General features: G+C 63.6%; 23 protein-coding genes and 4 tRNA genes. 20 read left to right on the top strand and 7 right to left on the bottom strand.

Translation table 11 applies throughout. The features are described from left to right. Positions 1–24: 24 nt before the first annotated feature. The 5 genes from ACW9UL_RS20360 to hemJ form a co-directional block, all read right to left on the bottom strand. Positions 25–813, bottom strand: coding sequence for an SDR family NAD(P)-dependent oxidoreductase (locus ACW9UL_RS20360; protein WP_457788079.1), 789 nt, complete (start codon positions 811–813; stop codon positions 25–27). Between the two features lie 9 nt (positions 814–822). After that, positions 823–1,788 (bottom strand): DUF805 domain-containing protein, encoded by a 966-nt coding sequence (locus tag ACW9UL_RS20355; protein WP_457788078.1) that lies wholly within the window; start codon positions 1,786–1,788, stop codon positions 823–825. 97 nt (positions 1,789–1,885) lie between these two features. Beyond that, the gene (locus ACW9UL_RS20350) at positions 1,886–3,151 is read right to left on the bottom strand and encodes an alanine racemase (protein ID WP_457788077.1); all 1,266 of its coding nucleotides are present in this window, start codon (positions 3,149–3,151) and stop codon (positions 1,886–1,888) included. Next, positions 3,148–4,110: an NAD(P)H-dependent flavin oxidoreductase gene (locus ACW9UL_RS20345; protein ID WP_457788076.1), complete on the bottom strand. Its 963-nt coding sequence runs from the start codon at positions 4,108–4,110 to the stop codon at positions 3,148–3,150. Before ACW9UL_RS20345 ends, ACW9UL_RS20350 begins: the two co-directional genes overlap by 4 nt. A gap of 10 nt (positions 4,111–4,120) precedes the next feature. Continuing rightward, complete coding sequence (gene hemJ, locus ACW9UL_RS20340) at positions 4,121–4,549, bottom strand: protoporphyrinogen oxidase HemJ (protein WP_457788075.1); 429 nt, start codon at positions 4,547–4,549, stop codon at positions 4,121–4,123. A gap of 133 nt (positions 4,550–4,682) precedes the next feature. On the opposite strand from hemJ, the gene argC reads away from it, so the two are divergent. The 4 genes from argC to erpA all read left to right on the top strand — a co-directional run bounded on the left by argC (position 4,683) and on the right by erpA (position 7,280). After that, positions 4,683–5,717, top strand: a complete 1,035-nt coding sequence (gene argC / locus ACW9UL_RS20335; protein ID WP_457788074.1) for an N-acetyl-gamma-glutamyl-phosphate reductase — start codon at positions 4,683–4,685, stop codon at positions 5,715–5,717. After that, a complete protein-coding gene (locus ACW9UL_RS20330; protein ID WP_457788073.1) occupies positions 5,714–6,436 on the top strand; it encodes a DUF6776 family protein in 723 nt (240 codons plus the stop codon). The genes argC and ACW9UL_RS20330 overlap by 4 nt, the downstream gene beginning before the upstream one ends. A 9-nt stretch (positions 6,437–6,445) precedes the next feature. Continuing rightward, positions 6,446–6,856 carry a bactofilin family protein gene (locus ACW9UL_RS20325; RefSeq protein ID WP_021443726.1) on the top strand — a complete coding sequence of 137 codons (411 nt, stop codon included), beginning with the start codon at positions 6,446–6,448 and terminating at the stop codon, positions 6,854–6,856. Between the two features lie 73 nt (positions 6,857–6,929). Next, a complete protein-coding gene (gene erpA, locus ACW9UL_RS20320) occupies positions 6,930–7,280 on the top strand; it encodes an iron-sulfur cluster insertion protein ErpA (RefSeq protein ID WP_021443725.1) in 351 nt (116 codons plus the stop codon). A 49-nt stretch (positions 7,281–7,329) separates the two neighbouring features. Here the strand turns inward: erpA and ACW9UL_RS20315 are convergent, their stop codons facing one another. Then, the gene (locus tag ACW9UL_RS20315; protein WP_021443724.1) at positions 7,330–8,421 is read right to left on the bottom strand and encodes an anhydro-N-acetylmuramic acid kinase; all 1,092 of its coding nucleotides are present in this window, start codon (positions 8,419–8,421) and stop codon (positions 7,330–7,332) included. Positions 8,422–8,424: 3 nt separating this feature from the next. Next, entirely contained in the window at positions 8,425–9,852 is a 1,428-nt protein-coding gene (locus ACW9UL_RS20310; protein ID WP_457788072.1) for a peptidoglycan DD-metalloendopeptidase family protein, read from the bottom strand. Positions 9,853–10,034: 182 nt separating this feature from the next. Here ACW9UL_RS20310 and tyrS point away from each other — a divergent pair, with 182 nt between their 5' ends. The 16 genes from tyrS (at position 10,035) to rpoB (ending at position 23,682) form a co-directional block, all read left to right on the top strand. After that, a complete protein-coding gene (gene tyrS, locus ACW9UL_RS20305) occupies positions 10,035–11,234 on the top strand; it encodes a tyrosine--tRNA ligase (protein WP_457788071.1) in 1,200 nt (399 codons plus the stop codon). A 557-nt stretch (positions 11,235–11,791) separates the two neighbouring features. Continuing rightward, positions 11,792–12,757, top strand: a complete 966-nt coding sequence (gene birA, locus ACW9UL_RS20300; RefSeq protein ID WP_457788070.1) for a bifunctional biotin--[acetyl-CoA-carboxylase] ligase/biotin operon repressor BirA — start codon at positions 11,792–11,794, stop codon at positions 12,755–12,757. Continuing rightward, the gene (locus tag ACW9UL_RS20295; protein ID WP_457788069.1) at positions 12,747–13,496 is read left to right on the top strand and encodes a pantothenate kinase; all 750 of its coding nucleotides are present in this window, start codon (positions 12,747–12,749) and stop codon (positions 13,494–13,496) included. Before birA ends, ACW9UL_RS20295 begins: the two co-directional genes overlap by 11 nt. Before the next feature lie 8 nt (positions 13,497–13,504). Further along, the gene (locus tag ACW9UL_RS20290; RefSeq protein WP_122110279.1) at positions 13,505–14,188 is read left to right on the top strand and encodes an SPOR domain-containing protein; all 684 of its coding nucleotides are present in this window, start codon (positions 13,505–13,507) and stop codon (positions 14,186–14,188) included. A gap of 142 nt (positions 14,189–14,330) precedes the next feature. Then, a tRNA-Tyr gene (locus ACW9UL_RS20285) sits at positions 14,331–14,415 on the top strand. A 24-nt stretch (positions 14,416–14,439) separates the two neighbouring features. Next, positions 14,440–14,513, top strand: a tRNA-Gly gene (locus tag ACW9UL_RS20280). Positions 14,514–14,539: 26 nt separating this feature from the next. After that, positions 14,540–14,615 (top strand) — tRNA-Thr (locus ACW9UL_RS20275). Between the two features lie 84 nt (positions 14,616–14,699). Next, positions 14,700–15,893 carry an elongation factor Tu gene (tuf, locus tag ACW9UL_RS20270; RefSeq protein WP_397497818.1) on the top strand — a complete coding sequence of 398 codons (1,194 nt, stop codon included), beginning with the start codon at positions 14,700–14,702 and terminating at the stop codon, positions 15,891–15,893. A 53-nt stretch (positions 15,894–15,946) separates the two neighbouring features. Then, positions 15,947–16,022, top strand: a tRNA-Trp gene (locus tag ACW9UL_RS20265). Between the two features lie 42 nt (positions 16,023–16,064). After that, positions 16,065–16,433: a preprotein translocase subunit SecE gene (gene secE / locus ACW9UL_RS20260; RefSeq protein ID WP_021445866.1), complete on the top strand. Its 369-nt coding sequence runs from the start codon at positions 16,065–16,067 to the stop codon at positions 16,431–16,433. A gap of 9 nt (positions 16,434–16,442) precedes the next feature. Beyond that, positions 16,443–16,976 (top strand): transcription termination/antitermination protein NusG, encoded by a 534-nt coding sequence (gene nusG, locus ACW9UL_RS20255; protein ID WP_004373446.1) that lies wholly within the window; start codon positions 16,443–16,445, stop codon positions 16,974–16,976. A 118-nt stretch (positions 16,977–17,094) separates the two neighbouring features. Continuing rightward, positions 17,095–17,526, top strand: a complete 432-nt coding sequence (rplK, locus tag ACW9UL_RS20250) for a 50S ribosomal protein L11 (RefSeq protein WP_021445867.1) — start codon at positions 17,095–17,097, stop codon at positions 17,524–17,526. Further along, positions 17,526–18,221: a 50S ribosomal protein L1 gene (gene rplA, locus ACW9UL_RS20245; protein WP_397497819.1), complete on the top strand. Its 696-nt coding sequence runs from the start codon at positions 17,526–17,528 to the stop codon at positions 18,219–18,221. Before rplK ends, rplA begins: the two co-directional genes overlap by 1 nt. A 214-nt stretch (positions 18,222–18,435) precedes the next feature. Next, on the top strand, positions 18,436–18,936 hold the full coding sequence (gene rplJ / locus ACW9UL_RS20240) for a 50S ribosomal protein L10 (RefSeq protein ID WP_021445869.1): 501 nt from the start codon (positions 18,436–18,438) through the stop codon (positions 18,934–18,936). A gap of 81 nt (positions 18,937–19,017) precedes the next feature. After that, positions 19,018–19,386, top strand: coding sequence for a 50S ribosomal protein L7/L12 (gene rplL, locus ACW9UL_RS20235; protein WP_021445870.1), 369 nt, complete (start codon positions 19,018–19,020; stop codon positions 19,384–19,386). Positions 19,387–19,608: 222 nt separating this feature from the next. Continuing rightward, positions 19,609–23,682 carry a DNA-directed RNA polymerase subunit beta gene (gene rpoB / locus ACW9UL_RS20230; RefSeq protein WP_031303872.1) on the top strand — a complete coding sequence of 1,358 codons (4,074 nt, stop codon included), beginning with the start codon at positions 19,609–19,611 and terminating at the stop codon, positions 23,680–23,682. Positions 23,683–23,714 lie beyond the last annotated feature (32 nt).

Genomic DNA, 23,714 nt, shown 5'->3' with positions numbered 1-23,714 from the left:
ATCGGGAGCAGATTCTGGGGCTGCTCAACCGCGGGTAAAGGGCCGGGTCAGCCGCCCGCTGAGTTTGCGCACCAGCCAGCGCGGCGCCAGGCGTGGGCTCAGCGTCAGCAGCCGGTTGCGCCAGCCGGGGACGATGATGGCGCGGTTCTTCTCCAGCGCGCGCACCGCGAGCAGCGCCACTTCCTCGGCGCTCATCAGCAGCTTGCTGGCGTCCAGGCGGGCGGCGTTCATCTGCGCACTGCGGAAGAAGGCGCTGCGCGTCGGCCCCGGGCACAGCACCGAGACGCGCACGCCGTGCTCGCGCAGCTCTTCGCGCAGCGCCTCGGAGAAATGCAGCACATAGGCCTTGCTGGCGTAGTAGCTGCTCATCCAGGGGCCTGGCTGGAAGGCGGCGATCGAGGCGACGTTGAGGATCTGGCCACCGCCCTGTTCGGCCATGCGCTGGCCGATGGCGTGGCACAGCCGGGTCAGGGCCAGTACGTTGACTTCCAGCTGTTCCAGCTCGCGGCCCCAGTCCTGTTCGAGGAAGGGCCCGGCGCAGCCGAGGCCGGCGTTGTTCACCAGCAGATCGATGCGCCACTGGCCCTGTTCCAGTTCGAGCAGCAGGCCGGACAATTGCAGCGGTTCGCTGAGGTCGCAGAGGCGGAACAGCACCTCGACGCCGAAGCGCTGGGCCAATTCGCAGGCGATGCTTTCCAGGGCGTCGCGGCGCCGCGCCACCAGGATCAGGTTGCGCCCGCGGCGCGCCAGGGCTTCGGCCAGGGCCAGGCCGATGCCGCTGGAGGCGCCGGTGATCAGTGCATAACTGGGCATGGCGCGGGGTCACTGTCCCTGCATTTCGGCGGCGCGCTCGACGTAGCTCTGGTACTGCGGAATGGCGATGGCGGCGAGGATGCCGCTGATCGGCACCAGCAGGCACAACCAGGCCAGCAGCTTGACCGCGGTGCTGTTGGGCGGCGGCGGCGGGCCGAAGCGGTTGACCCCCTGGTTGCCGGGAACGATGAACATCAGCAGGGCGAACACGCCGCCGACCAGGGGGATGAAGTTGATCAGCCACAGCCAGCCGGACCAGCCGATATCGTGCAGGCGCTGCACGCCGAAGCAGATACTCAGCACCATCATGGCCAGGCCGGCGGCGACCAGCAGCACCATGCTCAGGGCATCGGGCAGCGCGGCGGCGCCCATGCCCAGCAGCAGCACCGGCAGCGCGCAGAGGAACATGGCCATGCTCCAGCCCAGGTAGCGCACGCGGCCGATCCGGCCGTTGACGCCGAATGCCTTGAGCTCGCCGAATTGCGGCAACTGCTCGGCGACGTCGGCCTGCGGCGGTGCGTAGGGTGAGGCGCTGGCGGGCGCCGGCGTCGGCTGGCTCATGGCGTTCAGTTGCGCCTGACGGGCGAGATACTTCTCGACGATGATGCCGCAGGCCGCGCACTCGTCCGCCTGGGGTTGCCGATGGCCGCACTTGGGACAGCTCATGCCGGCGGCGGTATCGGTCGGTGCGGCATCCGCCTCGGCGTGGTCGTCGGTCGACACCAGGCTCAGGCTGGCGGCCTGGTCCAGCTCCTTGCGCACCTTGGCGCCGGCCTTGTGCAGGGCGCTGAGGTACTGGTCGGCCTCGTTTTCCCCGAGGTCGCGCTTGAGGGCCACCTGGGCGCCGCTGAACAGGGCGTTGATGCGCGCCATATCGCTCTTGAACAGGCGGGCGAGGTTGTCCTTCACCGACTCCAGCGTCATCTCGGGCATCAGTTCGCCGTCGAACACTATCTTGTAGCGCGGTTGATTCATGCGAGCTTCCTTGTCTGCGGGAAGTGGAGGTGAGCTAAGCCTAGAGTGCCGACAGGCCAATGCACAAGCGGCCTGCGCCGCAGTTCGCGCCGGTCTCTCAGCCGCCGGGCAGGGCGGCCCAGCGTCCGACCAGGCGGCCGCCTCGCAGCAGCTGCAGTTCGCCGAAGTCGCCGAGCAGGCCCTCGCTGACCGCCGGGCGCAGAAAGACCCAGTCGTCTGTGCTCAGGCCGCTGGCGGCACTGCCGATCAGGCGTTCCTGGTTGGCGCTGCGGCCGTACAGCGAGTCGTAGGCGAGGCCGGGCGGCGATACCGGCGTCGCCGGCCAGCGGCCGCCTTGGAGGTAGTAGGCGCGCTGGCGATTGCGGTTCCAGGCGGCGAGCAGCGGTTGCGCCGCGTGCAGGAAGGGCAGGGCGCCGTCGACCGCCTTGAGCACCGGGCTGGCGATCCACAGTGCCGCTTGGTGCTGCTCCAGCAGCGGCGTATCGAAGTCGCCCGGCTTGAGCAGGGCCGAGCCGAGGGCGACTTCGCCGAGCGGGCTGTCCAGTCGGCTGTGCAGGGCGTAGGTCAGGCTGCCGCCGCCGTTGAGTAGCGGCTGCGCCGGCCACAGCTCGGTAAAGCCTCGCGCCACTGCGACGAACTCGCGATAGCGCGCGTTGGCCTGGGCGAACGCACGCTCCTGGCTCAGCCAGGGCGGGGCGTGGGCGACCTGGGCGTCGTAGCCCATCAATCCCTGCAGCTGGAGTTGCCCCGGTTGCCGGCGTAGCCGTTGCAGGGTCTGGCCCAGCGCCTGGGGATCGGCGAAGCCGCCGCGGGCCAGGCCGATATCGATTTCCAGGGCGATGCGCAGTGGTTGCCCCAGCGCCCTGGCCAGCTCGGCGTACTGGCTCAGGCGCGCCTCGCTGTCGATCAGCCAGGTCAGCTGGCGCGCGGGGTCGAAACCCGGGTGCTGCGGCAGCTGGCGATAGAAGTTCAGCGCCGCCTGTGCCGGCAGCGGCTTGCCCAGCAGCAGGTCGGCCTGCGGAAAGCTGCGCGCCAGCTGGTTCAGCTGCGGCTGGTGGAACGCCATGAAGCGTTGGGTGCGCAGGCGCTTGGCCAGGTAGTCGAGCAGCCCGGTGCTGGCCAGCGACTTGGCCACCAGACGCAGCGCCAAGTGCGCGGGCAGTTGCTGGGCGAGCAGTTCGGCGTTGGCGTCGAGGCGATCCAGATCGAGCAGCAGCGACGCAATGCCGTTGCCTTCGGCGTGCATGAGGCGGTTGAGGCCGGCGAAATAGGCGTCGTGCACCTGGCCGCGGTCGCGCGGCCGCAGCGCCCAGGCCCCGAGCAGGCCGAGGGCGGCGAGGCCGAGCAGCTGGCGGCGCTTCATCGCGGCCAGCGTTGCCCCAGCCTGCCGGCCTGCTGCAGGGCGGCACGGTACTCGCCGTCCAGGCGCGCCACCAGTTCGCCGACCGCGGGCAGGTCGTCGATGCCGCCGACGCCCTGGCCGGCCGACCACACGGTCTTCCAGGCCTTGGCCTCGTCGTCCACCGGCTTGAGCTTCTCGCCGTAGTTGATGTCGGCCTTGTTCTGCAGCTGCTTCAGGTCGTATCCGGCCTGCTCCAGGCTCTGGCGCATGAAGCTGGCCGGCACCCCGGAGACCGCCGGGGTGTGGACGATATCGGCGGCGTGGGCGGCGAGGATCATGCGCTTGTAATCGTCGGAGGCGTTGCTCTCCTGGCTGGCGATAAAGCGCGTGCCCATGTAGCCCAGGTCGGCGCCGAGCAGTTGCGCGGCGAGCAGCTCGTGGCCGTGGTTGAGGCAGCCGGACAGCAGCAGGGTCTTGTCGAAGAACTGGCGGATCTCGGCGAGCAGGGCGAAGGGACTCCAGGTGCCGGCATGGCCGCCGGCGCCGGCGGCGACCGCGATCAGCCCGTCCACGCCGGCTTCGGCGGCCTTTTCCGCATGACGGCGGGTGGTCACGTCGTGAAACACCAGGCCGCCGTAGCCGTGCACCGCATCCACCACTTCCTTCACCGCGCCGAGGCTGGTGATGACGATGGGCACGCGGCGCTCGACGCAGATCGCCAGGTCCGCCTGCAACCGCGGGTTGCTGTGATGGACGATCAGGTTGACGGCGTAGGGCGCGGCGTCGGCGCTCAGGCTGGCCTGGATTTCGTCGAGCCAGGCGCGAAAGCCTTGGCTGTCGCGCTGGTTGAGCGCGGGAAAGCTGCCGACTATGCCGGCGTTGCAGCAGGCGCCGACCAGCGCCGGGTTGGACACCAGAAACATCGGCGCGGCGATCAGCGGCAGGCGCAGGCGTTGTTCGAGCAGGGCGGGCAGGGACATGACGGATTCCTCAGAAGGGGCGGACGACGACCAGAACGACGATACCCAGCAGCGCCAGCACCGGCGCCTCGTTGAACCAGCGGTAGAACACGTGGCTACGGGTGTTCTCGCCGCGGGCGAAACGCTTGAGCTGGGCGCCGCACAGGTGCTGATAGACCACCAGCGCGATCACCAGGGTGAGCTTGGCGTGCATCCAGCCCTGGGCGAAGTAGTAGCCGGGGTTGAGGCTCAGCAGCCAGATGCCGAGGCCCAGGGTGGCGACCATCGAGGGCATCATGATGCCGCGATAGAGCTTGCGCTCCATGGTGCAGAAACGCTCGTGGCTGGCGGCGTCCGTGCTCATGGCGTGGTAGACGAACAGCCGCGGCAGATAGAACAGGCCGGCGAACCAGCAGACCATGGCGACGATGTGCAGGGCCTTGAGCCACAGGTAGAGCATTGCCGATCCTCGGGCAGAAAATGTCCTCGATAGTAGAGGCAGGCGACGGCCTGCGTCACCTGCGCGGTTGGAGCTTGGCCGATGCGGCTTTATCATCGGCACCTTTCCAATGGCTTTTGCAAAGGGGCATGTGATGATCAAGGTCGGTATCGTCGGCGGCACGGGCTACACCGGTGTCGAACTGCTGCGTCTGCTGGCGCAGCACCCGCAGGCGGAGGTGGCGGTGATCACTTCGCGCTCCGAAGCCGGCCTGCGCGTCGACGAGATGTACCCCAACCTGCGCGGGCACTACCCGGAGCTGGCCTTCAGCGTGCCCGACGTCGCCACCCTGGGCGCCTGCGACGTGGTGTTCTTCGCCACCCCGCACGGCGTCGCCCATGCTCTGGCCGGCGAACTGCTGGCCGCCGGCACGCGGGTGATCGACCTGTCCGCCGACTTCCGCCTGCAGGACGCCGAGGAGTGGGCCAAGTGGTACGGCCAGCCGCACGGTGCCCCGGAGCTGCTGGCCGAGGCGGTGTACGGTCTGCCCGAGGTCAACCGCGAGGCGATCAAGGGCGCGCGCCTGATCGCCGTGCCCGGCTGCTACCCGACCGCCACCCAGCTCGGCTTGATCCCGCTGCTGGAAGCCGGCCTGGCCGACAGCGCCAGCCTGATCGCCGACTGCAAGAGCGGCGTCAGCGGCGCCGGGCGCGGCGCCAGCGTCGGTTCGCTGTTCTGCGAAGCCGGCGAAAGCATGAAGGCCTACTCGGTCAAGGGCCACCGCCACCTGCCGGAGATCCGCCAGGGTCTGCGCCTGGCCGCCGGCGGCGAGGTCGGCCTGACCTTCGTGCCGCACCTGACTCCGATGATCCGCGGCATCCACGCCACCCTCTATGCGCGCGTGGCCGACACCACGGTCGACCTGCAGGCGCTGTTCGAGCAGCGTTACGCCAATGAGCCCTTCGTCGACGTGATGCCGGCCGGCAGCCATCCGGAGACCCGCAGCGTGCGCGGCGGCAACGTTTGCCGCATCGCCGTGCACCGGCCGCAGGGCGGCGAGCTGGTGGTGGTGCTGTCGGTGATCGACAACCTGGTCAAGGGCGCCTCCGGTCAGGCGGTGCAGAACATGAACATCCTCTTCGGTCTCGACGAGCGCCTCGGCCTGTCGCACGCGGCCCTGCTGCCGTGACACCGGGCTGGGAGGTCCGCGTCAGCGACCCGCGCCGCGAACGCCGGCGCCTCGTCCTGCTGCTCCTGCTGGTGCTGAGCGTGCCGCTGGCCTTTGTCCTCGGCCTGTGGTGGGGCGAGCGGCAGACACAGGCCGAGCAGGCTGAGGTCCAGGCCCAGCTCACCCGCCTGGCCGAACAGGAACAGGAGCTGGAGTTGCTGCGCCAGCGCCTGGCGGTGGTCGACAGCAGCGAGAAGGTCACCCAGCAGGCCATGGAGCAGAACCGCCGTACCATCAAGTTGCTCGAGGAGCAGATCTTCAAGCAGCAACAGGACCTGGCCTTCTACAAGGGCGTGCTGGCGCCTGCCAGTCGTCGCGAAGGCCTGCGCATTCGCGCCTTTGAGCTGCAGGCCACGGACGCCCCGCGGCGTTTCCGCTACAAATTGCTGCTGAGCCGGGTCGGCACGGGCGACGAGCCGCTGCAGGGGCAGCTGCGCGTCACCATCGAGGGGCGACAGGGCGGCAAGGACGTCAGTCTGGAACTGTCGGCGCTGTCCGACGAAGTGGGCGAGGCGGCGATTCCCTTCTCCTTCAAACACTTCCAGTCCTTCCCCGAAGCCGGACGCTTCGCCGAACTGGAGCTGCCGGAAGGCTTCGAGCCGCGTCAGGTCAAGGTTCGCGCCGAGGTCAAGGGCGACAAGCCGCTGGACCGTACATTCGAATGGATTGATGAGGAGTGACATCCGCCAATGTGGAATAAAGACAAGGCCAAGCCCGACTTGCAGCGTTTCAGCGGCAAGACCAGCCTGATCGCCGCCGGTGCCGAACTGGTGGGCGATATGCGTTTTCAGGGGGCGGTACAGGTGGATGGTCGGGTCACCGGCAATCTGCTGGCCAGCGAGGGGCTGGTGCGGGTGAGCGTCGGCGGCCTGGTTGAAGGCGAGGTGCGCGCACCCCATATAGTGATCGACGGCGAGGTGAGCGGCGATGTGTTCGCCAGCGGCCATCTGGAGCTGGGCGCGCGCTCGCGGGTGCGCGGCAATCTGCATTACAGCCTGATGGAAATGGCCATGGGCGCGCAGATCGAAGGCCGGCTGTGCCATGTGAAGGACGGCGTGCGGCCGTTGGAGCTGCCCGAAACGCTGGACACCGAGCAATAGTTGACCAATTTTCTGGGGCAAGCGGATAATGCACGCCCAACGCAGTATGGCGCATGGCGCCGGGAGTCACAGCATGAGCGTCGAAACCTTCACCCCCGCCCCTTTGCACTTCACCCAGGGTGCGGCCAGCAAGGTGAAGACCCTGGTCGATGAAGAGGGCAACCCGCGTCTGAAACTGCGCGTGTTCGTCACGGGCGGCGGCTGCTCGGGCTTCCAGTACGGCTTCACCTTCGACGAGGACGTGGCCGAGGACGACACCATAGTCGAGCGCGAAGGCGTCAGCCTGGTGGTCGATGCCATGAGCTTCCAGTACCTGGCAGGTTCCGAAGTCGACTATCAGGAAGGTCTGGAAGGTTCGCGCTTCGTGATCAAGAACCCCAACGCCACCACCACCTGCGGCTGCGGTTCGTCGTTCTCGATCTGAAGTTTTCGCAGGATGACAAACGCCGCGCTCGAAGCGCGGCGTTTTCGTTTCAAGCCGGATAGATGGCGCCGAGGATGCGCAATCCTTTCGCGCCGGTAACGCTCGGGCGGTTGCCTGGAATGCCTTCCAGCGCGCAGTGGGCCAGCCAGGCGAAGGCCATGGCTTCGACCCAGTCCGGATCGACGCCCTGAGCGGCGGTGCTGCTCACTTCGGTATCCGCCAGCAGCTCGCTCAAGCGCTGCATCAGGCAGGCGTTGTGCGCGCCGCCACCGCATACCAGCAGAGCGTCGGTACGGCCCTGCGCGCTGCGCAGGGCGCCGACTATGCTGCGCGCGGTAAGCTCGACCAGAGTCGCCTGCACGTCCTCGGCGGCCAGCGGCGGCAGTGCTTGCAGATGGCCAAGCAGCCAGGCGAGATTGAACAGCTCGCGGCCGGTGCTCTTGGGGCCTTGTGTCGCGAAGAAGGGATCGCTCAGTAGCCGGCTCAGCAACTCGGGGTGCACCCTGCCGCTGGCCGCCCAGGCGCCATCGCGGTCATAGGCGAGACCCTGGCAGTGCTGAATCCAGGCGTCGAGCAGGACGTTGCCCGGACCGCTGTCGAAGCCCAGCACGTCCTGCCCGGGCGAGAGCAGGCTGAGGTTGCTGAAGCCGCCGACATTGAGCACCGCGATATGCCGTGCGCTATCGCCGAACAGTGCCTGGTGGAAGGCCGGTACCAGGGGGGCACCCTGGCCGCCGGCGGCAACGTCGCGGCGGCGGAAGTCGGCGACCACGCCGATAGCGGTCAGCTCGGCGAGCAGGGCGGGGTTGCCGATCTGGATGGTGAAACCGCGTGCCGGCTCATGGCGCACGGTCTGGCCGTGGCTGCCGATGGCGCGAATCTGCTGCGGAGTCAGGTTCTGCTGCTGCAGAAGCTCATTGATGGCGGCGGCGGCCAGTTCGACCCACTGCTGTTCGGCCATCGCCGCGCGTGCCAGCTCGTCGGCGCCCGAGGCGCACAATGCCAGCAGTTCGCTGCGTAGCCGATCCGGCATGGGCCGGTAGAGGGTGGCGAGCAGGCGCGTGTGCTGCTCTTGCTCGATCAGCGCGATGTCCAGTCCGTCCAGGCTGGTGCCGGACATCACGCCGAGATAGAGAGGCATGGCTTAGCGCTGGTTGGCGGCCAGCATGGTGGCCTTTTCCTGGTCCATGCGCGCCATCAGCGGTTTGCTCAGTTGCATGAAGCGTTGCTTCTCGCTGGCGGCGATGGGGTCGGCCATCGGCAGCTTCTGGCTCAGCGGGTCGACGTGCACACCGTTGACCTGGAACTCGTAGTGCAGGTGCGGGCCGGTGGACAGGCCAGTGGTGCCGATATAGCCGATGATCTGCCCCTGCTTGACGGTGCTGCCATTGCGGATGCCCTTGGCGAAGCCCTGCATGTGGGCGTAGAGGGTGCGGTAGCGCTGGCCGTGCTGGATGATCACGGTGTTGCCGTAGCCGCCGTGACGGCCGGCCAGGCTGACGCGACCGTCGCCGGCTGCCTTGATCGGCGTGCCGCGCGGCGCCGCGTAGTCCACGCCCTTGTGCGCGCGAATCTTGTTCAGGATCGGGTGCTTGCGGCCGGTGGAGAAGCGCGAGCTGATTCGGGCGAAGTCCACCGGGGTGCGGATAAACGCCTTGCGCATGCTTTCGCCGTTGGCGTTGTAGTAGCTGGTGGTGCCCTGCTTGCTGGTGTAGCGCACCGCGGTGTAGGTCTTGCCGCGATTGGTGAAGCGCGCCGAGAGGATGTTGCCGGTGCCGACGCGCTTGCCGTTGACCACCTTCTCTTCGTAGATCAGCTCGAACTCGTCGCCCTCGCGGATATCCATGGCGAAGTCGATGTCGTAGCCGAACACGTTGGCCAGCTCCATGGTCAGGCCGTGGGAGAGGCCGGCGCGCTTGGCGGAGAGGAACAGCGAACTGTTGATCACGCCATGGCTGTAGGTGGTGACCACTTCCGGCTTGACCAGATCGCGCTGGAAGTCGAAGCCCTTGTCGCTGCGACTCAGGCGGATGGTTTCCAGGTCGTTCAGCTTGCTTTGCAAGTGCTTCAGCTTGCCGGCTTCGTCCAGTTCGAACGCCAGCACCTGGCCGACCTTGAGGCGGCTGAACCGCTTGGCTTCCTTGCTGCTGTTGAGCGCTTCGTGCAGGTCGTTGGCGCTCAGGCCTACCTTGGCGAACAGGGTCGACAGCGTATCGCCGTTGCTGACGGTGACGTTGTGTTGGCTGGGATCGGTGGGGGGGGAGTCGGCTGTTTCGAGATTCTTATCATCAGCGTCATGTCCGGCGCTGTGTTCGGCGTTCTCCGCACTCTGCTCGATCTTGGCGAAAGGCGAGGCGGCGCCGGTGGCGGGCTGTCCCGCTCGGAGGTCGTCCTTTTCCTGCAGTACCAGTTCGGCATCGTTGCCGAGATCCAGGTCGAGGAAGGTCTTCTGCGCTTCGACTTCGCGCGATGGAAACACCAGCAGAGCCAGGCTCAGCAGCGCAGCTACACCGCTAGCGGCCAGGATATGGCTCTTCGGGTAGGGCGGGGCTTTGGGAGTATTTTGCGTCATGGCGTGAGGCGTTTTCTTGGAATATGCATTAACTGTATAAAATATAACCAAAATCGGCGTGGGGCAACCCTTGACATGCCGAGCGGAGACGTACGGGCGCTTGCCCGGGGCAAAACTTGTAATTAGTTCGCGATCTTGTATGGTTGGTTCCCTTTCATTTTCGAGTGGTCGCGAGTCCTGTCATGAAGTCGGTCGAAGAGCAGCTGGCGCTGATCAAGCGCGGTGCGGAAGAGGTTCTGGTTGAAGCGGAGCTGGTCGAGAAGCTCAAGCGGGGTCAGCCGCTGCGGATCAAGGCCGGTTTCGATCCGACCGCGCCGGATCTGCACCTCGGCCATACCGTGCTTATTAATAAGCTGCGTCAGTTCCAGGAGCTGGGGCATCAGGTGATCTTCCTGATCGGCGACTTCACCGGCATGATCGGTGACCCCAGCGGCAAGAGCGCCACCCGCCCGCCGCTGACCCGCGAGCAGGTGCTGGATAACGCCGAGACCTATAAGCAGCAGGTGTTCAAGATCCTCGATCCGGCCAAGACCGAGGTCGCGTTCAACTCCACCTGGATGGATGCGCTGAAGCCGGCCGACTTCATTCGTCTGGCCTCGCAGTACACCGTGGCGCGCATGCTTGAGCGCGACGATTTCGACAAGCGCTACACCAGCAACCAGCCGATCGCCATTCACGAGTTCCTCTATCCGCTGGTGCAGGGCTACGACTCGGTGGCGTTGAAAGCCGACGTCGAGCTTGGCGGCACCGACCAGAAGTTCAACCTGCTGATGGGGCGCGAGCTGCAGCGCGCCTATGGGCAGGAGTCGCAGTGCATTGTCACCATGCCGCTGCTGGAAGGGTTGGACGGCGTGAAGAAGATGTCCAAATCCCTGGGTAACTATGTGGGCATCCAGGAAGCGCCAGGGGTGATGTACAACAAGCTGGTGTCCATGCCGGATGCGCTGATGTGGCGTTACTTTGAGCTGCTCAGCTTCCGCTCCATGGAAGAGATCGAGCAGTTCAGGCGCGACGTCGAGCAGGGCGCCAATCCGCGCGACATCAAGATCAAGCTGGCCGAAGAAATCGTCGCCCGCTTCCATGGTGAAGAGGCGGCGGCCACTGCGCATCGTTCTGCCGGCAACCGCATGAAAGAAGGCGAGCTGCCCGAGGATCTGCCCGAGGTGGAACTGGCCTCGGCCGAGGATATGCCGATTTCCTCCGTCCTTAATAAGGCGGGGTTGGTGAAGAACGCCGCCGTTGCGCGCGACCTGCTGGGCTCTGGCGGTGTGCGCGTGGATGGCGAAGTAGTCGATCGGGCCTTTCTGTTCAAGGTGGGGGCGACCCACGTTTGCCAGGCCGGCAAGAAGGCCTTTGCGCGCATCACGCTCAAGGCTGAGTAATAAAGCTGCAATTTATGCTTGACGCGCGTTCTCCTGGCGGTAGAATGCGCGCCACTTCAGTGCTGAAGCTCTTCTAAAACTTCTTGTTAATCAATGAGTTAAGTTTAAAAGAGGGGTTGCAAAGCTGAATCTGGTGTGTAGAATGCGCGCCGGTGGACAGGGTGGTGGTTAGATCCTGTTGGTGCTTCGGTCGGATGGATTGAAGGCGGTAAGCGAGGTGGTTGACAGCGGTTTTGAACGCTGTAGAATGCGCCTCCCGCTGACGAGAAGATGTTCGGATCGAAGGCGCANTGTGGGGCTTCCCCATGTGAGAGTAGGTCATCGTCAAGCTCCTATACGAAACCCCAGATCGCCAACGCGGTCTGGGGTTTCTTCTTTGCGCCGGGAAAACCGGGAACGGCGCCGGCGCAGCTAACGGCCGGTGCGCGCGGGGCATCCTAAGGCTGTCCGGCTTTGCAGCGGGGTGCGCCGTTCGCGCGCTCCTGCAGTCTTCTGCTTTCTATGCAAGCCGTGGGCTCGTCGTTATCATGCCAGCCTTGTTCGTGGCGGGGCCTGGCATGCTGGCATTGTTGAAACTTCTACAGGATGGGCGCTTTCATTCTGGCGAGGCCTTGGGGGCAGCGCTGGGTGTCAGTCGCAGCGCCATCTGGAAACAGTTGCAGGGCCTGGAGTCCGAGTTTGGGATCGAGGTATTCAAGGTTCCTGGGCGTGGCTATCGCTTGGCTGCGCCGATGACCTTGTTGGATGCCGCTCTGATCGAGCGCCAGGTCGCGACCTTGGCGTGGCCGGTATCCGTGCTGGCCAGTCTCGACTCGACCAATGCGGAGGTAATGCGCCGACTCGAGGGGGGACAAAGCGCGCCTTTTGTCGTGCTCGCCGAGCGGCAAACGGCCGGGCGTGGGCGGCGCGGGCGTGCCTGGGCGAGTCCCTTTGCGGAAAACCTCTACTGCAGCCTGGCATTGCGGGTCGACGGCGGGATGCGCCAGGTCGAGGCGTTGAGTCTGACTGTGGGGCTGGCGGTGGCTCGTACCCTGCAGGTTTGTGGCCTGAATGCCGCTGGGCTCAAGTGGCCGAACGATGTCCTGGTGGATGGGCGCAAGATTGCCGGGATCTTGCTGGAGCTTTCCGGCGACCCGGCGGATGTCTGCCATGTGGTGATCGGTATTGGTATCAATGCGAACATGGCGCTCGACTCGTCGGCGGCCATCGATCAGCCCTGGACCTCCATGCGTCAGTGTCTCGGTGGCATGTTCGATCGCAATCTGCTGGCAGGCGAGCTGCTATGCCAACTGGCCGAGCATCTGTCTCGCCACTGGCGACTGGGTTTTGCCGGCTTGCGCGAGGAGTGGGAGGCGCTGCATCTGTGGCGCGGTCGTTCGGTTGCATTGCTTGCGGGCGATGATGCAACCCTTGGCGTGGTGCTCGGAGTGGACGAGCGCGGTGCCATCCGCTTGAGTGTGGAGGGCGTCGAGCGTTCTTTCAGTGGCGGAGAGTTGAGCCTGAGGTTGCAGCATGATTCTTGAGCTCGACTGCGGTAACAGCTTCATCAAGTGGCGTGTGATCACGGCGCAGGGGGGCGAGCGGGTCTGCTCGGGAGTGGTCGACTCCGATGCCGGGTTGTTTGCCGAATTGGCGGAGTGTCCGGGTTTGAGCATTCGCTACTGTCGCCTGGTCAGCGTGCGCAGTGATGCGGAGACCACTCGGTTGGTCGAGGAGTTGCGTGCGGCCTTCGTCGTCGAGGTTTGCTGTGCTCAGCCGGCCCAAGAAGCCGGGGGGGTGCGCAACGGCTACGACGATTACCAGCGCCTTGGCCTGGATCGCTGGCTGGCGGTGCTGGGGGCCTACCACCTGGGCCAGCGCGCCTGCCTGGTGGTGGACCTCGGTACGGCGGTCACCGCCGATCTGGTGGCGGCCGATGGCGCGCATCTCGGTGGTTTTATCTGCCCTGGCCTGCCCTTGATGCGTGATCAGCTGAGCACGCATACCCGGCGCATTCGCTACGACCGGCAGTCGGCATTGGCGGCGTTGCAGGAGCTGGAGCCCGGGCGCTCCACGGCGGAGGCGGTAGAGCGCGGTTGCGTGTTGATGCTGAGGGGCTTTGTCGCGGTGCAGCTGGAGCAGGCGCGGTTGTGCTTTCCGGAAGGTTTCGAGGTTTTCCTGACTGGCGGGGATGCTGACCTGGTGCGCGATGTCGTGCCGGGCGCGCAAGTCGTGGCCGATCTGGTCTTTGTCGGGCTGGCCATCGCCTGTCCGCTGAATTGAGGCAAGGCATGCGTTGGATCTTACTGTTGCTCGTTCTGCTCAATGTCTTCTATTACGTCTGGCACCAGCAGCAGGCGCCACTGCGCGCCAAGGAAGTCGCGCCGACGAGCAGTTACCAGGGCGCGCGCAAGGATATCCGCCTGCTGAGCGAGACCACTGCGCCGCGCGCGCGTGTCAGTGAGCCGGCGGAAGAGGAGTCGCCGGCCTCGGCGGCGGTCTGTCTGTTTCTCGGTAGCTTCGAGGAGGAGGCGCGGGCGAAGGTGGTGGAGCAGCGCTTGCTCAGTCTGGATATTCAGGCCCAGGTGCGTAGCGTCGATGCGGCAGCCGGGGTTGAATACTGGGTTTATCTACCGCCGCTGGCTTCGCGACAGGCGTCGTTGCGGCAGCTGCGCGAGCTGCAGGCACGGCGTATCGATAGCTACATCATTACCCAAGGCGATCTGGCCAACGGCATCTCCCTGGGTATTTTCCCGCGCAGCGACTCGGCCGATAGCGTCATGCAGCGCCTGCGCGAAGTGGGTTACGAGCCGCAAATGCGCGAGTTGTCGCGCGCGCACCGCAGTTTCTGGGTGCGTGTCGCGCCGGAAAGCAGACGCCTGGCCGATGAGTTTTTGCTCGGGCGATTGGCCGGCGATTTCGCCGGTTTGCAGCATCAACTAATGCCCTGCGAAGGCGTTGCATTGCTCCAGTAGTTTGCATAGAATGGCGCCCGCTTCGCAGGGTGGTCAAAGTTGGTTCCCGACGAAGATGTTGTCAAAGTAGCTAACCTCACGATTTTAAATGAGAAAATGCTTGACAGCAGGGTGGCAGATCTAGAAAATGCCGCCTCACTTTGGAGGGGTTCCCGAGCGGCCAAAGGGATCAGACTGTAAATCTGACGTCATCGACTTCGAAGGTTCGAATCCTTCCCCCTCCACCAGATTCAGCGTGAGCTGCAAGCTCCGCGGGTATAGTTCAGTGGTAGAACCTCAGCCTTCCAAGCTGATGATGCGGGTTCGATTCCCGCTACCCGCTCCAGTTTGTGGTTGGCGCAATAGAGTTTGGCTCATGTAGCTCAGCTGGTAGAGCACACCCTTGGTAAGGGTGAGGTCAGCGGTTCAAATCCGCTCATGAGCTCCATCTAATGAAGGCAGATATGAAAGTATCTGCCTTTGTTTTAATGGCGGCATGGCTTGCTCAATTCTTCGCTAGGAGACGGTCAAGATGGCTAAAGAGAAATTTGAACGTAACAAACCGCACGTCAACGTCGGCACCATCGGTCACGTTGACCACGGTAAAACCACTCTGACCGCTGCTCTGACCCGTGTGTGCTCCGAGGTTTTCGGTTCCGCTCGCGTTGATTTCGACAAGATCGACAGCGCCCCGGAAGAAAAAGCTCGTGGTATCACCATCAATACCGCGCACGTCGAGTACGACTCCAACATTCGTCACTACGCGCACGTTGACTGCCCGGGCCACGCCGACTACGTGAAGAACATGATCACCGGTGCTGCCCAAATGGACGGCGCGATCCTGGTCTGCTCGGCTGCCGACGGCCCCATGCCGCAAACCCGCGAGCACATCCTGCTGTCCCGTCAGGTTGGCGTACCCTACATCGTCGTGTTCCTGAACAAGGCCGACATGGTCGACGACGCCGAGCTGCTGGAGCTGGTGGAAATGGAAGTGCGCGACCTGCTCAGCACTTACGATTTCCCGGGCGACGACACCCCGATCATCATCGGTTCCGCGCTGATGGCGCTGAACGGTCAGGACGACAACGAGCTGGGCACCACTGCCGTCAAGAAGCTGGTTGAGACTCTGGATACCTACATCCCCGAGCCGGTGCGTGCCATCGACCGTCCGTTCCTGATGCCGATCGAAGACGTGTTCTCGATCTCCGGCCGCGGCACCGTGGTAACCGGTCGTGTCGAGCGCGGTATCGTCAAGATCCAGGAAGAAATCGAAATCGTCGGTCTGCGTCCGACCACCAAGACCACCTGCACCGGCGTGGAAATGTTCCGCAAGCTGCTGGACGAAGGTCGTGCTGGCGAGAACTGCGGCGTGCTGCTGCGCGGCACCAAGCGTGATGAAGTCGAGCGTGGTCAGGTTCTGGCCAAGCCGGGCACCATCAAGCCGCACACCAAGTTCGAAGCTGAAGTGTACGTGCTGTCCAAGGAAGAAGGTGGTCGTCACACCCCGTTCTTCAAGGGCTACCGTCCGCAGTTCTACTTCCGTACCACCGACGTGACCGGTTCGTGCGAACTGCCGGAAGGCGTTGAGATGGTAATGCCGGGCGACAACATCAAGATGGTTGTTACCCTGATCAAGCCGATCGCAATGGAAGACGGCCTGCGCTTCGCGATCCGCGAAGGCGGTCGTACCGTCGGCGCCGGTGTGGTTGCCAAGATCGTCGAGTAATCGGTTGATCTGTCCCTCTCAGGCCGGCATAATGGTCGGCCTGATTTTGCTTTAGGTCAGTAGCTCAATTGGCAGAGCGGCGGTCTCCAAAACCGCAGGTTGGGGGTTCGATTCCCTCCTGACCTGCCATTTTCTAACGAATCTGGCGTGTCTTTCACAGGATCCTCTCGAATGAATGTTAAGGCTGAAGCCAAAGACTCTCGCTTTGATCTGGTCAAGTGGCTGATTGTCGCTGCCCTGGTTGTAGTGGGTGTGGTCGGTAATCAGTACTTTTCTGCGGAGCCGATCCTGTATCGCGTTCTCGGTCTGCTGGTGCTGGCGGTCGTGGCGGGTGTGGTTGCCCTGCAGACTGCTCGTGGTCAGGCCTTCGCGGTGCTGTTGAAAGAGGCGCGCGTCGAGATTCGCAAGGTTGTTTGGCCGACCCGCCAGGAAACCACGCAGACCACCCTGATTGTCGTGGCTGTAGTGTTGGTAATGGCGCTGCTGTTGTGGGGGCTCGATTCCCTGCTCGGTTGGCTTGTTTCCCTGATTGTTGGTTAAGGGTGTCCCGTGGCTAAGCGTTGGTACGTTGTGCATGCTTACTCGGGTTACGAGAAGCATGTCATGCGCTCGCTGATCGAGCGCGTCAAGCTGGCTGGCATGGAAGACGACTTCGGCGAGATTCTCGTGCCCACTGAAGAAGTGGTCGAGATGCGCAACGGTCAGAAGCGCAAGAGCGAGCGAAAGTTCTTCCCCGGCTATGTCCTGGTGCAGATGGAGATGAACGAGGCGACTTGGCACTTGATCAAGGATACGCCGCGCGTCATGGGCTTCATTGGTGGTACTGCCGACAAGCCGGCGCCGATCACCGAGAAAGAAGCCGAAGCCATTCTGCGTCGTGTTGCCGATAGTGGCGACAAGCCCAAGCCGAAGACCCTGTTCGAGCCGGGCGAAATGGTGCGGGTGGTCGATGGCCCGTTCGCCGATTTCGGTGGCGTGGTCGAAGAAGTGAATTACGAAAAGAGCCGTATCCAGGTTGCTGTGACCATCTTCGGTCGCTCCACCCCGGTCGAGCTGGAGTTCAGTCAGGTCGAGAAGGCATAACTGACATAAGCATCCCTCACCCCGCAGCCTTAGGCTGCGGGGTTTTGTCGTCACTGGGATAAATGCGTAAGTAACCCGGGGAGCCGTCAGGCGTTCGAACCCGAAATTGGAGTAGCTAATGGCTAAGAAAATTCAGGCTTATATCAAGCTGCAGGTTAAAGCCGCTCAGGCAAACCCGTCGCCGCCCGTGGGTCCGGCTCTGGGTCAGCACGGCGTGAACATCATGGAATTCTGCAAGGCGTTCAACGCCAAGACTCAGGGCATGGAGCCTGGTCTGCCGACTCCTGTGATCATCACCGTTTACAGCGACCGCAGCTTCACCTTTGAAACCAAGAGCACCCCGGCATCGGTGCTGCTGAAGAAGGCCGCCGGCCTGACCAGCGGTTCCGCTCGTCCGAACACCGTCAAAGTAGGCACCGTTACCCGTGCTCAGCTGGAAGAGATCGCCAAGACCAAGCAGGCCGATCTTACTGCCGCTGACCTGGATGCGGCCGTGCGCACCATCGCCGGCTCCGCTCGTAGCATGGGCCTGAACGTGGAGGGTGTGTAATGGCTAAGTTGACCAAGCGCCAAAAGGCCATCGCGGCCAAGGTTGAAGCCGGCAAGGCCTACACCTTCGAAGAAGCGGCCGGCCTGCTGGCCGAGCTGTCTGCCGTCAAGTTCACCGAGTCCTTCGACGTCGCCGTGAACCTGGGCGTAGACCCGCGTAAATCCGACCAGGTTGTACGTGGCGCCACCGTGCTGCCGAACGGCACTGGCAAGACCGTACGCGTTGCCGTGTTCACCCAGGGTCCGGGCGCTGAAGCTGCCCTGGCTGCCGGTGCCGACAAGGTCGGTATGGACGATCTGGCTGCCGAAATGAAGGCCGGCGATCTGAGCTACGACGTGGTCATCGCTTCCCCGGACGCCATGCGCGTCGTTGGCCAGCTGGGCCAGGTACTGGGTCCGCGCGGCCTGATGCCGAACCCGAAAGTCGGCACCGTGACTCCGGACGTCGCCACCGCCGTGAAGAACGCCAAGGCTGGTCAGGTACGTTTCCGTACCGACAAGAACGGCATCATCCACACCTCCGTTGGCAAGGTCGGCTTCGAAGCCGCCGCGCTGAAGCAGAACGTGGAAGCCCTGCTGGCTGACCTGAAGCGTCTGAAGCCGTCCACTTCCAAAGGTATCTACGTCAAGCGCGTGACCCTGAGCACCACCATGGGTCCCGGTCTGATCATCGATCAGGCTTCGCTCGACGCGTAAGTGATTGGGTCGGCGGCGTGCGCGTCGCCGGCCTTGAAAAATTGGGGTCCCTGCCTGGCGGGGGCTATCCAAGACCGTAGGTGGCGCAAGCCTTAAACCCGTGGAGCGATCCGCGGTCGCCTACGCAGATGGTGCTCCCGATTCTTACCGAATCAGACACCAAAACGCCGTCCGGCTCGTGCTGGACGAAACGGTAACATCCAGGAGTAAACCCGTGGCAATTAAACTCGAAGACAAGAAGGCCATCGTCGCTGAAGTCAACGAGGCTGCCAAAGCCGGTCTGTCCGCTGTCGTGGCTGATGCCCGTGGCGTGACCGTCGGCGCAATGACCGGACTCCGTAAAGAGGCCCGTGCGGCTGGTGTGTACGTGAAAGTCGTACGTAACACCCTGCTGCGCCGCGCCGTTGAAGGCACTCAGTTCGACGTGCTCAACGACGTGTTCAAAGGCCCGACCCTGATCGCGTTCTCCAACGAACATCCGGGCGCTGCTGCCCGTATCTTCAAGGAATTCGCCAAGGGTCAGGACAAGTTCGAGATCAAGGCAGCTGCGTTCGAGGGCCAGTTCCTCGCAGCCAATCAGATCGACGTGCTGGCTACCCTGCCGACCTACAACGAAGCTATTGCCCAGCTGATGAGCGTGATGCAAGGCGCCACCAGCAAGTTCGTTCGTACTCTGGCAGCTGTTCGCGACCAGAAAGAAGGCGCTGCCGCCTGATCCAGGCGCATCACCCTTTATACGTTATTTGTTTAATTCGATGGCCGCGAAGGCTGTCACCCCAATACAGGAATTAGAGTCATGGCTCTGACCAACGAAGACATCATCAACGCCGTTTCCGAAATGTCCGTGATGCAGGTTGTTGAACTGATCAAGGCAATGGAAGAGAAGTTCGGCGTTACCGCCGCTGCCGCTGTTGCTGCCGGCCCGGCCGCTGCTGCCGCTGCTGTTGAAGAACAAACCGAGTTCAACGTCGTTCTGGCCGAAGCCGGCGAGAAGAAAGTGAATGTGATCAAGGCTGTTCGCGAGCTGACCGGTCTGGGTCTGAAGGAAGCCAAGGAGAAGGTCGACACCGCTCCTCAGGTTATCGCTGAAGGCCTGAGCAAAGAAGCTGCCGAAGACGCCAAGAAGAAGCTGGAAGAAGCTGGCGCCAAGGTCGAACTCAAGTAAGTTCGCGCCTTGCGTCTACAGCCCGAGCGACTCGCACAAGGCTGATGGCTGGTGGCTTTTGCCACCGGCCTTTTTCCGTTCTAGGTCGGCTGTTCGTCAGTCGGCCTGGAATCGGAAAGATCCCGCCCCTCGAGGCGGCCGCAAACCGAGGGTTTGCACGATTTTCTGGTCATCGCCGCCGGCGCTGGCCAAATAAGCAGGTGACCAAGCTGGGGAACGCTGATGGCTTACTCATACACTGAGAAAAAACGTATCCGCAAGGACTTTAGCAAGTTGCCGGATGTCATGGATGTGCCTTACCTCCTGGCCATCCAGCTGGATTCGTACCGCGAATTCCTGCAGCAAGGAGTGAGCAAGGAACAGTTCCGCGACATCGGCCTGCACGCGGCCTTCAAATCCGTATTCCCGATCATCAGCTATTCCGGCAACGCCGCTCTGGAATACGTCGGCTATCGCCTGGGCGAGCCGGCGTTCGACGTCAAGGAGTGCGTCCTGCGTGGCGTGACCTTCGCCGTGCCGCTGCGCGTGAAAGTGCGCCTGATCATTTTCGACAAAGAATCGTCGAACAAAGCGATCAAGGACATCAAAGAGCAGGAAGTGTACATGGGCGAGATTCCGCTCATGACCGAGAACGGTACCTTCGTCATCAACGGTACCGAGCGCGTGATCGTTTCCCAGCTGCACCGCTCCCCGGGCGTGTTCTTCGACCACGACCGTGGCAAGACCCACAGCTCCGGCAAGCTGCTGTACTCCGCTCGCATCATTCCTTACCGCGGTTCCTGGCTGGACTTCGAGTTCGACCCGAAGGACGCGGTGTTCGTGCGTATCGACCGTCGCCGCAAGCTGCCGGCGTCCGTCCTGCTGCGCGCGCTCGGCTACAGCACCGAAGAGGTGCTGGATGCCTTCTACGACACCAACGTGTTCCACGTTAAGGGCGAGAACCTGAGCCTGGAGCTGGTGCCGCAGCGTCTGCGCGGTGAAGTCGCGGTCCTCGATATCAAGGACGGCAGCGGCAAGGTGATCGTCGAGCAGGGCCGTCGTATCACGGCTCGCCACATCAACCAGCTGGACAAGGCTGGCATCAAGGAGCTGGAAGTTCCGCTCGATTACGTCATTGGCCGCACCACCGCCAAGGCCATCGTGCACCCGGCTACCGGCGAGATCATCGCCGAGTGCAACACCGAGCTGACCGCCGACCTGCTGGTCAAGATGGCCAAGGCGCAGGTGGTGCGTTTCGAGACCCTGTACACCAACGACATCGATTGCGGTCCGTTCATCAGCGACACGCTGAAGATCGACAGCACCACCAATCAGTTGGAAGCGCTGGTCGAGATCTATCGCATGATGCGTCCCGGCGAGCCGCCGACCAAGGACGCTGCCGAGACCCTGTTCAACAACCTGTTCTTCAGCGCCGAGCGTTACGACCTGTCCGCCGTCGGCCGCATGAAATTCAACCGTCGTATCGGGCGTACCGAGATCGAAGGTTCGGGCGTGCTGAGCAAGGAAGACATCGTTGCCGTACTGAAGACCCTGGTCGACATCCGTAATGGCAAGGGCATCGTCGACGACATCGACCACCTGGGTAACCGTCGCGTGCGTTGCGTCGGCGAGATGGCCGAGAACCAGTTCCGCGTTGGCCTGGTGCGCGTCGAGCGCGCGGTCAAGGAACGCCTGTCGATGGCCGAAAGCGAAGGCCTGATGCCGCAGGACCTGATCAACGCCAAGCCGGTCGCGGCGGCGGTGAAGGAGTTCTTCGGTTCCAGCCAGCTCTCGCAGTTCATGGACCAGAACAACCCGCTCTCCGAGATCACCCACAAGCGCCGCGTTTCCGCACTCGGCCCGGGCGGTCTGACCCGCGAGCGCGCCGGCTTCGAAGTGCGCGACGTACACCCGACCCACTACGGTCGCGTGTGCCCGATCGAAACCCCTGAAGGTCCGAACATCGGTCTGATCAACTCGCTGGCCGCCTACGCCCGCACCAACCAGTACGGCTTCCTCGAGAGCCCGTACCGCGTGGTCAAGGCCGGTCTGGTCACCGACGAGATCGTGTTCCTGTCCGCCATCGAAGAGGCCGATCACGTGATCGCCCAGGCATCGGCGACCATGAACGACAAGGGCATGCTGGTCGACGAGCTGGTGGCCGTGCGTCACCTCAACGAGTTCACCGTCAAGGCGCCGGAAGACGTCACCCTGATGGACGTGTCGCCGAAGCAGGTCGTTTCCGTCGCTGCCTCGCTGATTCCGTTCCTCGAGCACGACGACGCCAACCGTGCACTGATGGGCTCGAACATGCAGCGTCAGGCCGTGCCGACCCTGCGTGCCGACAAGCCGCTGGTCGGTACCGGCATGGAGCGCAACGTCGCCCGTGACTCCGGCGTCTGCGTCGTGGCCCGTCGTGGCGGGGTGATCGACTCGGTCGATGCCAGCCGTATCGTGGTGCGGGTCAACGATGACGAAGTCGAAACCGGTGAAGCCGGTGTCGACATCTACAACCTGACCAAGTACACCCGCTCCAACCAGAACACCTGCATCAACCAGCGTCCGCTGGTGAGCAAGGGTGACAAGGTGGCGCGCAGCGACATCATGGCCGACGGCCCGTCAACCGACATGGGTGAACTGGCGCTGGGTCAGAACATGCGCGTGGCGTTCATGCCGTGGAACGGCTTCAACTTCGAAGACTCCATCTGCCTGTCCGAGCGTGTGGTGCAGGAAGACCGTTTCACCACCATCCACATCCAGGAACTGACCTGTGTGGCGCGCGACACCAAGCTCGGCCCAGAGGAAATCTCCTCGGACATCCCGAACGTCGGTGAAGCTGCACTGAACAAGCTGGACGAGGCCGGTATCGTCTACGTCGGTGCCGAAGTCGGCCCGGGCGACATCCTGGTCGGCAAGGTCACCCCGAAAGGCGAGACCCAGCTGACGCCGGAAGAGAAGCTGCTGCGCGCGATCTTCGGTGAGAAGGCGTCCGACGTGAAGGACACCTCCCTGCGTGTGCCGACCGGCACCAAGGGCACCGTCATCGACGTCCAGGTCTTCACCCGCGACGGCGTCGAGCGCGACTCGCGCGCCCTGTCGATCGAGAAGATGCAGCTCGACGAGATCCGCAAGGACCTCAACGAAGAGTTCCGCATCGTCGAAGGCGCCACCTTCGAGCGTCTGCGCTCCGCCCTGGTCGGCGCCATCGCAGAAGGCGGCGCCGGCCTGAAGAAGGGCACCGCGATCACCGACGAGTTCCTCGACGGCCTAGAGCGTGGCCAGTGGTTCAAGCTGCGCATGGCCGACGACGCCCTGAACGAGCAGCTGGAGAAGGCCCAGGCCTACATCTCCGACCGCCGTCAGCTGCTCGACGACAAGTTCGAAGACAAGAAGCGCAAGCTGCAGCAGGGCGACGACCTGGCGCCGGGCGTGCTGAAGATCGTCAAGGTCTACCTGGCCATCCGCCGCCGCATCCAGCCGGGCGACAAGATGGCCGGTCGTCACGGTAACAAGGGTGTGGTCTCGGTGATCATGCCGGTCGAAGACATGCCGCACGACGCCAATGGCACCCCGGTCGACATCGTCCTCAACCCGCTGGGCGTACCTTCGCGTATGAACGTCGGTCAGATCCTCGAAACCCACCTGGGCCTCGCGGCCAAGGGCCTGGGCGAGAAGATCAACCGCATGCTCGAAGAACAGCGCAAGATCGCCGAGCTGCGCAAGTTCCTGCAGGAGATCTACAACGAGATCGGCGGTCGTCAGGAAAACCTCGACGAGCTGTCCGATAGCGAAATCCTCGAGCTGGCGAAGAACCTCAAAGGTGGTGTGCCGATGGCCACCCCGGTGTTCGACGGCGCCAAGGAAAGCGAGATCAAGGCCATGCTGAAGCTGGCCGACCTGCCGGAAAGCGGCCAGATGCGCCTGTTCGACGGTCGCACCGGCAATCAGTTCGAGCGCCCGACCACCGTCGGCTACATGTACATGCTCAAACTGAACCACCTGGTGGACGACAAGATGCACGCCCGTTCCACTGGTTCCTACAGCCTGGTTACCCAGCAGCCGCTGGGTGGTAAGGCGCAGTTCGGTGGTCAGCGCTTCGGGGAGATGGAGGTCTGGGCGCTGGAAGCCTACGGCGCCGCCTACACCCTGCAGGAAATGCTGACCGTGAAGTCGGACGACGTGAACGGCCGTACCAAGATGTACAAGAACATCGTGGATGGCGATCACCGTATGGAGCCGGGCATGCCCGAGTCCTTCAACGTGCTGATCAAAGAGATCCGTTCGCTCGGCATCGACATCGATCTGGAAACCGAATAACACGTGACGCGACGGGAGTGGGGCGGTTAGCC

It is taken from the genome of Pseudomonas sp. PL-6, from assembly GCF_054110165.1.
This window is presented reverse-complemented; position numbering and strand designations above follow the sequence as displayed.